The sequence below is a fragment of the Enterococcus larvae genome (assembly GCF_017830045.1).
Lineage (GTDB): Bacteria > Bacillota > Bacilli > Lactobacillales > Enterococcaceae > Enterococcus_L > Enterococcus_L larvae.
The window spans coordinates 309,719-324,861 of the sequence record NZ_JAEDXU010000004.1 but is presented as its reverse complement, the minus strand read 5'-3'; the positions used below and the strand labels follow the sequence as shown (position 1 = coordinate 324,861).

The window sequence follows — 15,143 nt, the reverse complement described above, 5'->3', positions numbered from 1 at the left end:
GTTGAATAGAAAGAGCTTCAAACGCCGTTTATTCAGTTTTATAGTAAAGAAAAAGCAGGACACTAATCAGTGCCTGCTTTTTCTTTACTATTGGTCGAGTATTATACTATGGATTTTCTAATTTATAGATCTGCAACGCCATAGGTATAGCCGAGTGCTTCTACGAATCGAAGGACATCCTGTGTGTCAAGAAGGATCGTCTTTGTGTTGTCATTTGGGTGAAAGCTCATCCTCTTTTCAGCTAAGATATCCTTTGCGAAATATACGTGAACATCTTTTTCTCCATTGTTCAGCAAGCCGAAAATGGAGACAGAGCCAGGTGTCAGTTGGAGTTTTTCCATGAGACTTTCAGCAGAAGCCATTTTGATGCGGTTCGCACCAACGATTGTCTTGAATGCGTCCATATCAAGGCGCTGTGCATCATCCATGATCAGCAGATAAAAGGCCGTCTTCTTTTTATTGGTTAGAAACATGGATTTTGTCCGAACGCCCTCAAGACCTTCAATGTAGTGGTCTGCTTCTTCCGTCGTGAATACAGGGGGATGCTCCACGCAGTCAAAAGGAACAGCGAGTTGTTCCAGCATCTCTTTTACTTTTTTGTATTGCTCATTCATCCTTGTCACCTCTTCTTATCAAACCTCGTGTTACGGTCAGTTGCTATCTCTGTAGTCTAAGTGATTGATTTCCTCTCTTTGCTTTTGTGTGAGCAGCCCTATTCTATAGCTTTTCTTTTTACCGCTCTGCTGATTTTCTATATTCAGATAATAGTTAGTGCTCCGATTACTACCCTGTCCATTTACCCGTGTTATTGCATTGAATGTATATTCTCCATATGAATATAACGATGAATGCTTCCTTCGAAATTGCTTGATTTCTATATGATCCTCTGTAAAGGTAAGTTCTTTGACGAAGCCGCCTAAAAAGAAAAACAAGAAAGAATTGAAAACGGTAAGAAAGAGCGCAACATATGCTAGTGTGTTGACTATACTATAGTTGTTCGATGTACTTAAAAGAATTATTCCTACACAAATCATTAGTTCAACGAGTGAAAGCCAAATGGCAAAGAAAATTTTGATTCCTTTACGGACATTGATTTTTTTCACGTATCCGATCCCTCCTAAAAACAGACTTTATGTTCCGTCCTATATTTAAAGTAGTCTTAACTCTGTCACCTTTCTATTCGGCGGTTATTTGCTAATAAGTATACTGAAGATTGGGAAAAAAGGAAGAGGTAAATAGAGAATCGCTGGATGAATTCAGAGGTCAGATAGAAAAAATCGTCAATTCTTAAGCAGAAGTAGGTACAGCCCTATTTAAGTATGGGCTCTATGTGTTAGTGAAGATCGATTTTTTGAATTGCCTAGCTGGGATTCATGCAATAATCAAAGTAGATAAATTTTGGAAGAATGTGAGCCTATTATAATGGGCTTCACGTATGTTTGACCTGTTAGGTAAATGGTGGTAGACTGATGTTGACCTGTTAGGTAAATTAAGGCTTTTAGACTATTTGATTATGTATATAACAGAAGGAGAGGTAGGTTTGAATCTTTCGAAATTGGATGAGGAAAGAAGACAGGCACTGTTAAACTCGGCTTTAAAGGAGTTTGCTGTCAAGGGGTATGATGACGCCTCAACGAATACAATTGCTAAAAATGCGTGTATCTCCAAAGCATTGATGTTTCACTATGTTCATAGCAAAGAGGAACTGTTTCTTTTTCTGATGGATTATTGTCAAGAAGCAATCGATAGAGAATATCTGAGTAAAATGGATTTTACAGAGAAGGATATCTTTAAAAAGCTGCGTCAGTCGTACTTGCTGCAAATCAATTTGCTAAAAAAGAATCCGTGGATTTTAGATTTTAATAACTTGTCCGATCTGACGAAATCAGAACAAGTAAATAAAAGTATGAAGGAAAAAGCAAATCAAAAGGAAGCCATCTGCTTTGAGACGTTGTTTCATGCAATCGATGAAACTAAATTTAAGGAAATACTCAATATTGATAGCTGTAAACAGTTGATTTTCTGGGGAAACATCGGTTTTACGAATCAGCTTATTGAGGATATGCGAAGTCTTGAATACAAAGAGGTCGATTATCATGGGATCATTCGTAAAATCGACAACTATTTTGCTGACCTGATGGAAGTTTTTTATGCGTAACATGGGATTAGTATGATAAGGGAGGCGCTCCATTATGAAGGAAAGGGCAGTAACAATTGAGTTCCCATTGCGTGGAGAATGGCAGGCACCAACTACTCCGGCGAAACAAGTACCCAGTCATGGAACAAATCGGATGGGATTGAGGTATGCATTTGATTTTTTACAGGTTGATTGGGAGCAGAATAAAAAGCCGTTCCATCGACTCAGTTCGTTACGTTACTTGTTGATAGGCGTTCCTTTAGAGGCCTGTTACTGCTGGGGACAGGAAATATTCGCTCCTTGTGATGGTGAAATTCTAACGGTAACAGATGGTATTCCTGAACGGAAAACGGTTCACTGGCTTGTAGATTCGGCGATTGCCATAAAGAACGCAGCAACATTTAATGAAAGAAGGGATAAGTACAGTCAAATCGCGGGCAACTATCTCGTGATGAAGTGTGCGGAGGATGTCTATATCGCCTTTGTTCATCTGCAAACCGATTCTATCGCTGTAGCTCCTAATGAGAAAATCAAAAAAGGAACTTTTTTGGGAAGAGTGGGTCATTCAGGTAATTCAACATCGCCGCATCTGCACTTTCAAGTCATGGATAGCAGCGACATAGCAAATGCCAAGGGGATTCCCTGCCGGTTTGAAAAATACGAGATTTATCAAAAGAATACATGGCAAACAGTCTATGATCAAATGCCGGACGCAGATGACAGAATCAGGTTTATAAAAGAATAAGAATCAACTGCTCTGATTCGAATAAGAGTAAGACGAAGCAGAAGTACCGAAACCCTTTTTCAACCAACGGTTTTCTATACTTCTGTTTTTTTTCAAAAAAATACTCGCTTTGAAGACAATCAACTAAGCAATGGCGGTGTAAAGCTTTTCTCCGTGCTTCGTTTAAAAAAAGAGTTACAGGAGAGAACTAAGCAAAGACATGTGAATCTTCCACAATGATTTTAGAAGGTGTTAACGTTGCTTGTTCAATGGTTTGTCCAGTATTCTTCAGGTACTCTTTCACAATATGATAGCCAATCGTATAGCCGGCATTTCGTGATAAACCAACAGGCGAATACCCCTGTTCACGTGCCACTTCGTCTCCGTACATATAGGCAGCTACCTGATCGAAGCCTTTTGCTTCACGTCCTTCCTTTATGACTTCAATCGTGTAAGCCATCTCTTCGTCATCATAATCCTGTACCCAAGGTCCACGATGTTCAATTCCGTAAAGTTGTTCAGCGAATACTTCTGCCAAGCCTTCAATGACTAAATATTCCTCCACACTGACATCTCCATGGTTAAAGGGTTCATAGGTGAATCGAATGTTATGGTTGAACTCGTGGGCTAAAGCGGACTTTAATCTGGTCTTGTTAAAGTCATTAGGATAGACAAGCAGCATCATATATCCTGGTATTCCTCCGAAACCGCTGTAGCCCTCACTGGCCATTAGAATTTTGTTTTCCGGATCGCCTAATAAAATAGTTACTGTAAATTCTTCGAGTGGGATGAGGTAGCCTGATTCAGTAAATCGCTGAATCCCTGTTGTGATCACATGGTCGCAGTCTTCGAAGATCCCGGTTTGCTTTAACTCATCTATCTTTCCTTCGATGAGCTGAACATCTTTTCGTGGTGTCCAGATACCCATCATTTCTGATGCCATCACAACGTCGTAACCACCCGGAGATTTTGGTGTCATGGGCGCATTAAGATACTGCCACATCTTCTCTAAGGGCTTCATCAATTCGTAGCGATAGTTCTCTTCGTTACTGTTTCCTTGAGTACATTTTTTATAAAATGACAGAGTATCTACTGTTTTTATACGTATTTCATTCATATCTAACGCCTCCTTATTTGTAAGGCTAAGCGTTTACGCGACGTGAATGTCAACAAGAAATTTGAGAGAAATCCCTCTTTTATTGCTGAGTAAAAAGGAGGCGGAGACAGAAGTGTTTAGCTACAAGCATCAGGTAGGTACTTTTCAGCACCTGCTCTGCTTACTTTGTAAGCAATCACAGTGAATCAAAGCGATAAGCCGAAATTTACGAAAATTATTCCACAAATTTTTGTTGAATTCCGGCTTATTGCCGTAGCAGCTACTTCTAACTCGCCGTTTATTCAGATTTAAGGTATGAAAAAGAGTGGGAACAGATTGTTGTCCCACTCACTGTTTGTTTTCGAAAGAATAGGGGCATAGTAAGTAGTAGTTGCATGCGGCTGTGTCTATATTCCATCCTTCAGCTTGATTGGAACATAGCGCTGCATTTGCTTGTAGCCAAGTCCTCTTTCAATGTCGTTGTTGTACTCGTTTTCTTCATCTAAAAACGGCATATTGAACATGAAACTGCGGCTGTTATCAACTTCAAAATTTGTACTTTCGACCCATTTGCTGATCTTATCATGTACCTTTTGAATACTTTCGTCATCTTCGTCTATGCTGACCGCCATTGCATATAATCCACCCGGGAAGTCAATCAATTCAAATGGACCAACATCCGCTGATGTGACACCGTCCTTCACTGCACAAATCATCTCGCCTTTATCGTCCTTTGGCAAGGCAAAATCCAGACAGTCAAAAAATATCGGCTTAAACAAGTGGAAATACTGCCATAGTTGGAACATATAGCCACCGGGTTTGAAGATTTCTTCCCACGAGTGCAGTCCGGAAGTCACAGCTTTGAATTCAGGGATTCTTACAACCATCACGTCAGGCACCTTTTTGTCCAGCTTATCCGTTATTTCAATCAAGCGATTCACATTGGAGGGTTTTCCGATATAGTCAATATTGGTCACCTGCGTCTCAATTTCCTTCGCCTTGTCATACAACTGCTTGATATCGGAATCGTCAGTGAAGTTTACTTTTTCGATGTCCTTTATGAAATCCAGTACAATGCCCTTCAGTTCATGCAGCAGAGATACTTCTTCATCAATGTTATCTACTTTTTTCCCCAGCACGTCTAAAACTACTTCCGAACCAGAAGCTTTGAAGATACGCTGGATGTCCTTTATGCTGATGTTCAATTTACGTAAGATGAGTATTTGCTCAAGTCGTCTTACCGCGTTCTCGTCATATAAGCGGTAGGACACCTCCTCGCTTCGAATGCTGTTCAGCAAGCCCATATCTTCATAATAGCGCAGTGTACGGGCTGTCACATCATACTGGCTTGAAATGTCTCTAATTTTTATCAGGTTATCCATCATTTATCTCGTCCCTTCTTTTTATGCTACATACGAAATTATAAACGCTTCCCTAAAGGAAGAGTCAAGGCGTTTTCTAATATTCTGATTATCATACGATGAAAGAGGCGGAATGCGCTATTGTCCCTTTATCTTTGCTACAGTTAAAAGCTAAAGAAATCCTCTGACAAGATTTATATGGTACTGAAGATAGATGTGTTCTATTCCTTCGAGGGTGCTATGGTGTATTTCAGCAATGTGTCTTATTCTACATAAGTGTATCATTCTGATAGAAAATGGAAAGAACGATTGTTGTTGAAAAAGCTAGTTACTGCAGACCAATTTTACTGGTAGCTACACCATTCAAATTCTCTGTGAAGAAAAGTGAGTCAAATAAGAAGGAAGTTGCGAAGGAAAATGCACCAATCGAGTCGACCAATACTACTGGGAAAAAATAGTATCAGTAATAATGACAACAGTAACGATCACAGCATAATACAAGTAGTACGACAAATAGCAACACTGCTCTTTTAGAAATACTCCTCATACTGTTGACATTTTTTATGTATTTCGAAAAAATAAAAAGAACGAAATGAGAAATGATTTCTTGTGAAAATATCTATAAAAAACGACCTATAATAAGACAATATACCGAAAATTAAAAGATACATGCATCAATACCGACAATTTCAATTTGTTGAACTAACTAAAAATTGCTGTGAAATCCTTTGTATAAAGGTTTTTTTGTGATGGTTGTATAAAGTTTAATAAACTGTAGTGGGAGGTGATAGAAAGAGAGGAACAGCTGGTGCTTCAAAAGCCGATTGGCCCAAAGTCGAATCAATGTGCATTTAATCATGGAATTCATCCAACTGCTTTAACGATAAAATATTTTTAAATCGAGATGAAGTAGATAAAAATTCTAAAAAGTATATGGGAATTATCCTATAGGTAATGTATAATTATTACAAGGTGTTAAAAAGGAGGAAATGAAATGCAAAAAAGGTTAATTGCTTTAGGGGTATGTTTTAGTGGGATCGTATTATTTCCTACGTTAGGTTTCGCAGAATCAGCGGAACAAAATTTAGACGCAGTTGTTGAAACAGGTGGATTCGGTATTCGACCATCAGGAAGTCCATTGCTAACTTTTGATTTAGGGAAGTGGGGCGAAAACACTGAAGGATATGTCAATCCAACAGTCGTTATTGATTCAATCAGTGCTCCGGATCAAAAAAGTTCCACGTTTTTACCTAACCCTTATGATGGCTCAAATCCAGTGATCGATCCAGAGCCATGGTTTGATGAAAAGGATTATATGATCAGGATTTACAATTATGAAAGTGCTGCTTCTGATTTTAAAGTAACATTGTCTAGAACGGCCTTCACGAATACTGTAACAGGGAAAGAAATTGCGGGCGAGTACCTCTATTTTGGTGATTTTCATGACAGCATAGACTTCAAAGGGGTAAATCGTACGAGAACTCTTGGAGAAGCCAATAAATACTGGTTGGCGGAATCTGCTGAAATTTCAGCAGGAGCATCCACTCTTATCGCTGACTATAGAGGAGACGCTGCTTTAGGAGAGCACTGGCTATCACCGTTTAATGTTCCTGGAACAGATGCAAATGGCTACAGACCATTTGACGATAGCGTTTCTATGCCTGGAGAAGAGAAGAAGAGCTACAAAGAGAGCAATATCTCTTTAGCAATCAATAATGACACGGTAATACCAAGTGATGGGAGTTATACGACTACGTTGGTATGGACAATTGAAAAAACACCTAACTAAGTCATTTGATAATGAAAAAATTTAGGAACGATAGAAAATAAAAAGGCCACATAAGAAGATATGCAAGAGGCATATCACTCTTATGTGGTCTTTATTGATCAAGAATTTTTGAAGTAAAGAATTATTCAAAAAGTCAACTGGAATAATTCAATGGTGCAGAACTCCTTATAACTCAATCGTATTCATCAACTCAATAAATTTATTTTGTGAGGCATCTAGTTTATCTGCTAAATCCGTATTCACTTGATTATACGCATCTTTATCTTCAGCTTCTGCTAACTTGTTAAAATAATCTGCTTGAATTTCATTATATTCTTTCAACGCAGTCTGTAGCTCAGTAAGCTCTTTTACTTTTTCTTCATTTGCATCAAATTGAAAGTCATCCATTTTTTTAGCTTCTGTTTCCCAAGCCTTGTACTCGTCGGAATTAATGACATCCTTGGCATGCTGACTTACCATCTCAAAATCATCCGATTGCCCTTCTGACTGCTTCATCATCAATGCCTGCTGCTTCTCGAAATATACCTCAGTAAGTGCAACAAAATCTTCTGCTGACGCTTTTTCTGTTTCACTGCTGCCGGCCGCGCTATTTGCATCTTTGCTCGCATCATTGCTTGCTCCACAACCTGCCATTCCGATAGTCAATAGTGTTAACAAGAACCCTACAAATAATTTTTTCTTCACGTTGATTTCCCCTTTTTCCCAAAATTCATTCATTGTCTATTAAAAAGATGCTATTCACAGGTCAGATTACCCTTGATAAATAGCAACTATTCTATAGATTAATGATACTTTATTGGCAGGTGAAATTCATTTACACTTAACACTCATTTGTCTATTGTTATTAAGAAACACTATGATTAATTCTCACCAATTAGTGAGTACTCTAAATCTGTTTTGAATTTTTATACAAGCTGTTTAAAGAATCGCTCAACATTTTTAGGATGCTGTCTGAAATGAATGCTGCAGGTTGCTGGAATCCTTCTTGAAACCACTTTTCTATAATTATAGCTACTCCCTTTGTCATATATGAAGCGTAGTAATCCAAATCTCGTTTAGAAAATTTCACATAAAAGATAGTCGGCAACACGTGGATAAAATGATTGAAATAGACAGCATATAGCTCATCCATTAACGCTACACCGCTATTTTTATTCATCAGCATTTCTATTGTCTCTTTCTGTTCGTAAAAATAACCAGTAATCTCTAATACATTTGGTAATAAGCGATCAGTTATTTCTGACTTTGATTCCATATCTATCGTCAATAAAAAAGCAGCATTCTTTTTTTGAATCTGTTTAAAGGTTTCGATAATTTCTTCTAATAATGATTCAATCACTTCATATTTATTTGCGTAATAATTATAGAATGTGATCCGACTGATAAAGGCTCGTTTAGCAATCTCTGTCGTGCTGATTTTATCAATCTGCTTTTCTTTTACCAGTTCTATGACTGCATTTTGTATAACCCGTTTCATTTGCATGCTAGTATTCCTTCTCTACCATCTTTGAGATTTTAGTATACCGATAAATAATTCGTAGGACAAGGTAAAATTAAGATTTGCTCTCAGCGCATAATCTTGCATCTAACGTAATTAGGAGCTGACATAAGCTTTGTTCTTTTCGTTTATTTCCAGCCATGATTCTAAATGCTCTTTTATTTTATAAAAAAGCCAACCATTTCTGGCTGACTTCGTGGTTATAAACATGGTCATAGCTAGATAGAAAATCTATTTGATCCTATTTTTTCGGATGGATACTGAGGGTATATGCAGCAACAGTCAGTGCTGCACTTAATAATGTGAATGAGCCGATCCCGGTATAGATGCTGAAGGGAGCCCAAATGCTCAATGCAATCCAATTACTGCTGAATATGAATGTGAACAACTCGCTTGCTGTTCTTCTAGTAATTTTGCCTAAACGCAACATTTACTGAGGTTGTTTTGCCTAAACGCCTAAGTTATACTATTTTATAAATAAAAAGGGAGGTAGACCAATGGAAGTTATTTTACTGATGGGGCTTCAAGCCAGCGGGAAAAGCACCTTTTATAAGGAGCATTTTTCAGATAGTCATTTACGAGTAAACTTAGACATGCTGCACACCCGCAACAAGGAGAAACGGCTATTGCTGACTTGTCTAGAAATCAGCCAATCCGTAGTGATCGATAATACCAACCCGACTAAGCTTGATCGTCAACGCTATTTCGAACTTCTTGATCGAGCAGATGTCACTTTTATTGGCTACTATTTTCAATCAAAGTTAACAGACTGCTTAAAGCGAAACCAGCAACGAACGGGAAAGGCGCATTTACCAGAAATTGCATTAAAGGCTACTGCCGCCAAGCTTGAATTACCTAGCTTTGATGAAGGCTTTTCAGAGCTTTATTATGTTACGCAGACAGCAGATCAAGCATTTAGTATAAAGGAGTGGGAAAATGAAGTTTAGTGAGTTAGATGCTAAAATGCGAATTTATGAAACGAATCAGGATCACATTGTTTTACCGGAAATGTATATGGTTGCTCGTATTGATGGCCGCAACTTCACAACATTAACGAAGGATCGGGAAAAATTCGAAGCACCATTCGATGTACGTTTTCGTGACTACATGGTAGAAACAGTGAAGCATTTGATGAATTGCGGCTTTCATGTCATCTATGGCTATACAGAAAGTGACGAAATCTCGTTATTATTCAGCCTGAATGAAGCTGCTTTCAGCCGAAAAACAAGGAAATACAATTCCATTCTAGCAGGTGAAGCTAGTGCTAAATTCTCCCTGCTTTTAGGCTCAATCGGTGCCTTTGACTGCCGAATTTCGGAACTACCTACAAAAAACGCAGTAATCGATTATTTTCGCTGGCGTAATGAAGATGCCAATCGTAACGCCTTGAATGCACACTGCTATTGGCTTCAAAGAAAGCAAGGAGCTAGTGTTGCAAAAGCGACAGGTTATCTGGAAGGCCTGTCCGTCAGTGAAAAAAATGAATTTCTTTTTCAGCACGGCGTCAATTTCAATGAGATACCAAAATGGCAGAAACGTGGGATCGGTGTCTATTGGAAGCAGGAAGAGAAAGTAGGATTTAATCCGGTCACCAAGGAATCCAGCAAGACCATCCGACGCAAGCTGTTCGTTGACTATGAATTACCAATGAAGGATGCATATAGTGAATTTATTGGTGAGTTTTTGGAGTAGAGTTTGCTGAATAAGTGAAGGAACTGCAGACAAGTATTTAGTTCAAGATTCGTTGTATATCGATAAATAAAGAAATAACCGTGAACCCCTCTGATAGTAAAGGGTTCACGGTTTCTTTCATTATTCCCACTCAATAATGAGTACAGGTTATTAAAATTAGAAGTATTGATTTTATGCTGTTTTTAGTAAGTTAAGCAAGGCATGATAGCTTTGAACTTCTTTAAACTGTTATCAAAGTGTTATCATTTTAAATTGTTAAATCCAGTTGTTCACCTTGGGTTCCTTCAAAATAGAATTCAAGTAAATCAGGAGAATTTTTTCTAATTTTGAATGCTTGAATTTTTGTTAGTTCTGGTGAGAACTCATAGTTAGCCTCTTTATAATATCATGAGTTTAGCCTTTCAAAAAGGCTAGTTATAAATTTATACCAATGAGGAAGGTCAATATCCTCTTTTAATAAGAAAGACAATCCGTCAGCTCGAAAGAAAATAAGTAAGGCAATAGATAAATCGCAATATTGATTGTCAAGCACTGCCTGAGGAATTTCCAAACCATTGTCCCAATTGTAGTGCCAAATAAAATAATACAAGACGCTAGAATCTTTAGCTTGAGTTCTCTTCTGAATGACTTCTTCAGGACTATCTTCATTGAAAAGTAAATTGTTCGCTTTTTTATTTTTTTCAAATTCACATACTTTATTCATTCAAAGATTTTCCGTATCCTCTAATGACTTAGACCAACTCTTTTGGTAATAAATTCCGTTTACATTTTTTATTTCATCTTCTGTTAAATCAAAAAATTCTTTATTCTCTCCTAGGGACCATAATGTAGCAATAGCGACATACTGTATTTCTGATCTAGGTATTCCTTTCGCGGAAAGAGGATCTTTACCACTCGCCAAACATTTAACACGTTGTACTATTGCTTCATTTTGGGTTTTGATTTTTGCAATTGTTGATAATGAATTGTATAGTATGCTGTCATTTTCCAAATACAAGTATTCCAGCAATTCAGGCTCAGTAAAAATTCCATTACGTAGCTCTTTATTTATTTTTATCCAAGATTTCATCGATATTATCCCCCATACAGTCAATTTTAATAGCCAAGTAAAGCTTTCCTTTCCATTAGATAATTTTCGAATAATTGATTTGCTAATTTATAATTTCCCACCTGTTCTGCTAAGTGAATTTCCTTCATGTAAGCATTAAACTCAGATCTGAATCTGTTAATATCTTGATAGTTATACTCTGGTCCGGGGAAACCATTAGCTAAATCGTCCAAGTAATGTTGTTGTTCATGCAATAATCCACTATAAGAAACATCTGTTGGTATTGTAATTTGGGAATCACGAAAATTACTTTTAGGTGCGTAGCCTTTATGTGCATTATCATATTTATAGTTGAATTCTACCCCTTGATTTGATAAATCATCAATGATTTGTTGGAATTTTAAAGGATCACTACTCTTACCAGGACCAAATACTGTTTTTGCTGGATCATCATTATATTGGTTGAAAACATAAGGTTCTTTACCAATAGGTTTCAATTTACTAATAGGATCTTCTACTCCCAAACGCTCATAGGCAGATTTCCCATCAGCTACATCTTGCCAAAATTTATTGTATCTTTCTTTATCATGCGGGCTCATGTCTCCAAAAGCACTGTTTTTCTTCCCTACATCATCCAAATCATCCAGCACATTCGCCACATTAGAAGAGGTAGACACCTTTGTCTTTTTATTGACATAAGCGAGTCCAGCCATCAATGCTAAATCTAGTAATCCAGTTTTATTTGCCATCCAGTAAGCAGATTCTACATGCGCCCCTGCTTGACCAGGCCATTCCCAGCCTGATGGAAGCTGGTTAGAATTAAGGTAATTTTTCCCATCGCCTCTGCGTCTTGCCGCGAGGTCCAACTCGTAGATTTTATCCCATCCGACAACTTCATAAATGCCTTCTAAGTTTTTTCCGTATCTCTCAACATAGTCCTGCAGTTCCTTATCAAAGACTCTCACGCCGTCTTTGTCGATAAACCACATGATTTTTATTTCTTTGGTTTCTGGGTCTTCATAAGGCCAAGCGTACACGTTATGCTTTTCAAGTTCCTTGATATTCTTCTCGTGGAATTCCTGTTCTTTTTTCTTGATATTATCGGTTCTGGTTTGCCATTTCTCTGCTACACTTGATGTCCAACCAAGGTCGGTAGGAATTGAAAATCCGCTGCCGGTAAATGAACTCCCTGCTTGAGCAGCTCCCTGATTGACGATGGATTCTAACTCTGAAATAGCAGAAAAAATATCAGGAGAAGTCCCATGAAACTCTAAGAGTTTATCTAATTTCTTCTGCAACACTTTTTTTGAATCCTCTAACAGCGTTTTTGCCTGACTGTTTTGATTTAACTGGCGAATCTTGAAATTATCGGCTAAATCCTTTCCTTCAATTGTCGCACGAATTGAATCTAACTGGCTGATGCGCATATCCAATTGGCGGATTTTTTCCTCAAGCTCATCTGATTTCAAGTCGCCGCTGTCTACGTTGGATTGATAGTCCTGAACGAACTTTTGACAAGCTTCTCCAACGGCTTCTGAGAGTAAGATACCTGCTTTTGCCAACGGAGTCAACACTGCGCTGTAAAAACCCTTCGCATTTGTGTAGGCGGTAGAACTCAACCGATCTTCATTAATAAACTGCTGCAATGCCTGCAACATACGTTCATAGGCTTGCTGATCATGTTGACTTTTTGATAAGACACTGGACGCTTGACTTTGAGAAGTGCCGACAAACATACTAACGTTCATTTATGCTTACCTCCTTTTTGGTAAGCGTGGTTTTACGTTCGTAGAAAAGCTCACTTTGCGTGTCTGTTATCGTTTGTTTTTGCTTGTTTAATTGTTGCTGTTCTTCGTCCAGTCCAGTAAAAATATGAAATCGCTGATGACGTAATCCGTCGAGTCGATCGCTTAAGTACCAGTTGAAGTCATTTTTTTCAAATTGTTCGTCCATTTCTGTGAAGGTGATCGATGTATGGTAGAAGAAGTCGTCATACTCTTCTTCAATTTGTTTTAGGTGCCTTGTCTCATCGTCAACCTGTTCCAAATCAACCTCTAATTGACGTTCTTCTTGTTGGATTTCTTCCAATGATTTTGTCATTCTCCCACACCTTTTATAGGCGAGGGGATTGAAATAGACGAAATCAATTTTCTTGTCGCTTGATCTGCGGCTTCAAATTCACTGGCAATACTTTGCAGATTGTTAGAAGCCTGCCCGATCGCCTGCACTATTTTATTCTGGGCGCCGAACATTGATTGGATCGCGTCCTGTGCATTTTGGTTTCCTCCAACGGTTGTTTGTGTGTCTGTCAGTATTGCTCCGCCACCGGCAGCACCATCTAGAGAACTAGCAATCTTTGTAGCAACTTGTCCGGCAACTGCCGAATCACTTTTTACTTCCTTTCCATCACTCATGGTAAACCTCCTTTTTGATGTTACATAAAAATTTTACCATAGGAGTGAATAGCCGGACAATGCGGCAGATAATGATTTTCTTGTTTTTAGTAAGAATTTACTGTTTTTTTATATTTTAAATTTTGAACAAACTTATGAATTTCATCAATCTTTTCATTAGAAGGAAGAATGTTCTCGTTTTTTTGCATAAGTAATATAAGGGAGCCATCCTCATAATTGAATAGCATATAAACCTTTCATCGTTAGTAGAAACTGCAGAAGAATGTTATGATATTTCATTTTAGAAATAAGAAAGCCAGCAGATTTTTCGGCTGGCTTTACAATTTCACTTATTGCTTAATATAAGATTTTGCTTTTTTATGAATTTTTCTAATGCATTCATAAAAATTTTAAGTTAACTGATTTTCCCAAGAGTAAGTTTGACATAAGTAATCATACACTCTGAGAAGTGATGTATTTATACAATCAATACCTTTTAGGAAGTCAGATTTTGAATAAGTCAAATTAATGTCTATCTGATGTATTAATCCATGACGTTGCTCTAAAATTCGATTCAATGCTTCATACAAATTTTCTTTTCTTCTCATATACAGTTTTTTTAAAGAAGATGAAATATCTAATGTTGAATCTAGCATTCCAAAATTTGAATTTATTTTTTTGATATTTTGGAAAGATAGTGTATTTGCAAAAGCTTCTTCGATAGATAAAGTCCCATTACTTATGGAAGCTAAATCAAAGGGGAAAAATCTACTACCTTTTTTTAGTATCTGTTCTTTGTTTTTTGAAAATCTAAAAATAGCTATAAAAGTGAGTTTGAAATACTGTTCAATTATTGAGCATAGATAAGTTAAGTATATATTTGCAGTAAAAATACTTGGGGATGGAATACCAAAAGTAGGAAGTAACAATTCTTGCTCTGAATCATCAGGATAGTTACTTAATGAGTATTTAAGTGTAGAGAAATTGTTCTCTAGCTTGTCTATTGCGTAGAAACAACCATTTTCAGCTCCAAAGGAGTTTGGATTCCCATCGTAAGGAAAGTAGCAATTTTTTCCATAGTCACTGTGGAAATGTGTATTAAAATAATTTTTTAAATGTTTTAATGTGAAATTTTGATGAGATATGTCATGAGCATTGGCAGCTGCTTGTGTATGAACAGCCAGAATGAAGTTATACTCTTCTTTCTCATCGTTGTCGACTTCTATAAAACAGGATCTAACACCAGAATAATGTTTAAATTCTAAATCATCCCCACAATAATAAAAATCTTTTATTTTCTTGAAGTTAAGTAATCTAAGCTGTTCAGTTATCGCTTTTTTTTGATTACCTTTTGGAATATAAACTAGAGCATCTCTTCCCATCGCAATCTTCTTCCTAAGTACTC

18 protein-coding genes are annotated in these 15,143 nt (G+C 37.4%); 6 read left to right on the top strand and 12 right to left on the bottom strand.

What is annotated here, in order from left to right:
- Positions 1 to 122: 122 nt before the first annotated feature.
- Both I6N96_RS10145 and I6N96_RS10140 read right to left on the bottom strand, forming a co-directional pair.
- The gene (locus I6N96_RS10145) at positions 123 to 614 is read right to left on the bottom strand and encodes a prolyl-tRNA synthetase associated domain-containing protein (protein ID WP_209557437.1); all 492 of its coding nucleotides are present in this window, start codon (positions 612 to 614) and stop codon (positions 123 to 125) included.
- A 36-nt stretch (positions 615 to 650) separates the two neighbouring features.
- Positions 651 to 1,103, bottom strand: coding sequence for a hypothetical protein (locus I6N96_RS10140; RefSeq protein WP_209557436.1), 453 nt, complete (start codon positions 1,101 to 1,103; stop codon positions 651 to 653).
- 437 nt (positions 1,104 to 1,540) lie between these two features.
- Here I6N96_RS10140 and I6N96_RS10135 point away from each other — a divergent pair, with 437 nt between their 5' ends.
- Positions 1,541 to 2,158: a TetR/AcrR family transcriptional regulator gene (locus tag I6N96_RS10135; RefSeq protein ID WP_209557435.1), complete on the top strand. Its 618-nt coding sequence runs from the start codon at positions 1,541 to 1,543 to the stop codon at positions 2,156 to 2,158.
- 34 nt (positions 2,159 to 2,192) lie between these two features.
- On the top strand, positions 2,193 to 2,882 hold the full coding sequence (locus I6N96_RS10130; RefSeq protein ID WP_209557434.1) for a M23 family metallopeptidase: 690 nt from the start codon (positions 2,193 to 2,195) through the stop codon (positions 2,880 to 2,882).
- 187 nt (positions 2,883 to 3,069) lie between these two features.
- Here the strand turns inward: I6N96_RS10130 and I6N96_RS10125 are convergent, their stop codons facing one another.
- The gene (locus I6N96_RS10125; RefSeq protein ID WP_209557433.1) at positions 3,070 to 3,978 is read right to left on the bottom strand and encodes a DUF2268 domain-containing putative Zn-dependent protease; all 909 of its coding nucleotides are present in this window, start codon (positions 3,976 to 3,978) and stop codon (positions 3,070 to 3,072) included.
- A 386-nt stretch (positions 3,979 to 4,364) separates the two neighbouring features.
- The gene (locus I6N96_RS10120) at positions 4,365 to 5,342 is read right to left on the bottom strand and encodes a MerR family transcriptional regulator (protein ID WP_245186916.1); all 978 of its coding nucleotides are present in this window, start codon (positions 5,340 to 5,342) and stop codon (positions 4,365 to 4,367) included.
- A gap of 272 nt (positions 5,343 to 5,614) precedes the next feature.
- Here I6N96_RS10120 and I6N96_RS10115 point away from each other — a divergent pair, with 272 nt between their 5' ends.
- Together I6N96_RS10115 and I6N96_RS10110 are read left to right on the top strand one after the other, a co-directional pair.
- Entirely contained in the window at positions 5,615 to 5,776 is a 162-nt protein-coding gene (locus I6N96_RS10115) for a hypothetical protein (protein WP_209557432.1), read from the top strand.
- 536 nt (positions 5,777 to 6,312) lie between these two features.
- On the top strand, positions 6,313 to 7,107 hold the full coding sequence (locus I6N96_RS10110) for a hypothetical protein (protein WP_209557431.1): 795 nt from the start codon (positions 6,313 to 6,315) through the stop codon (positions 7,105 to 7,107).
- 165 nt (positions 7,108 to 7,272) lie between these two features.
- On the opposite strand, the gene I6N96_RS10105 is transcribed toward I6N96_RS10110, so the two are convergent.
- Positions 7,273 to 7,791 (bottom strand): hypothetical protein, encoded by a 519-nt coding sequence (locus I6N96_RS10105; protein ID WP_209557430.1) that lies wholly within the window; start codon positions 7,789 to 7,791, stop codon positions 7,273 to 7,275.
- A gap of 202 nt (positions 7,792 to 7,993) precedes the next feature.
- Complete coding sequence (locus I6N96_RS10100) at positions 7,994 to 8,590, bottom strand: TetR/AcrR family transcriptional regulator (protein ID WP_209557429.1); 597 nt, start codon at positions 8,588 to 8,590, stop codon at positions 7,994 to 7,996.
- A gap of 512 nt (positions 8,591 to 9,102) precedes the next feature.
- Between I6N96_RS10100 and I6N96_RS10095 the strand changes: the two genes are divergently transcribed.
- Together I6N96_RS10095 and I6N96_RS10090 are read left to right on the top strand one after the other, a co-directional pair.
- On the top strand, positions 9,103 to 9,552 hold the full coding sequence (locus I6N96_RS10095; protein WP_209557428.1) for an AAA family ATPase: 450 nt from the start codon (positions 9,103 to 9,105) through the stop codon (positions 9,550 to 9,552).
- Positions 9,542 to 10,297 (top strand): tRNA(His) guanylyltransferase Thg1 family protein, encoded by a 756-nt coding sequence (locus I6N96_RS10090; protein ID WP_209557427.1) that lies wholly within the window; start codon positions 9,542 to 9,544, stop codon positions 10,295 to 10,297. Before I6N96_RS10095 ends, I6N96_RS10090 begins: the two co-directional genes overlap by 11 nt.
- 385 nt (positions 10,298 to 10,682) lie before the next feature.
- On the opposite strand, the gene I6N96_RS10085 is transcribed toward I6N96_RS10090, so the two are convergent.
- The 6 genes from I6N96_RS10085 to I6N96_RS10060 form a co-directional block, all read right to left on the bottom strand.
- Positions 10,683 to 11,000, bottom strand: coding sequence for a DUF4274 domain-containing protein (locus tag I6N96_RS10085; RefSeq protein WP_209557426.1), 318 nt, complete (start codon positions 10,998 to 11,000; stop codon positions 10,683 to 10,685).
- On the bottom strand, positions 11,001 to 11,366 hold the full coding sequence (locus tag I6N96_RS10080; protein WP_209557425.1) for a hypothetical protein: 366 nt from the start codon (positions 11,364 to 11,366) through the stop codon (positions 11,001 to 11,003).
- 26 nt (positions 11,367 to 11,392) lie between these two features.
- Positions 11,393 to 13,093: an LXG domain-containing protein gene (locus I6N96_RS10075; protein ID WP_209557424.1), complete on the bottom strand. Its 1,701-nt coding sequence runs from the start codon at positions 13,091 to 13,093 to the stop codon at positions 11,393 to 11,395.
- A complete protein-coding gene (locus tag I6N96_RS10070; protein ID WP_209557423.1) occupies positions 13,083 to 13,445 on the bottom strand; it encodes a DUF3958 family protein in 363 nt (120 codons plus the stop codon). The genes I6N96_RS10075 and I6N96_RS10070 overlap by 11 nt, the downstream gene beginning before the upstream one ends.
- Complete coding sequence (locus tag I6N96_RS10065; protein WP_209557087.1) at positions 13,442 to 13,759, bottom strand: TIGR04197 family type VII secretion effector; 318 nt, start codon at positions 13,757 to 13,759, stop codon at positions 13,442 to 13,444. The genes I6N96_RS10070 and I6N96_RS10065 overlap by 4 nt, the downstream gene beginning before the upstream one ends.
- A gap of 389 nt (positions 13,760 to 14,148) precedes the next feature.
- Complete coding sequence (locus tag I6N96_RS10060; RefSeq protein WP_209557422.1) at positions 14,149 to 15,120, bottom strand: hypothetical protein; 972 nt, start codon at positions 15,118 to 15,120, stop codon at positions 14,149 to 14,151.
- Between the last annotated feature and the right edge of the window lie 23 nt (positions 15,121 to 15,143).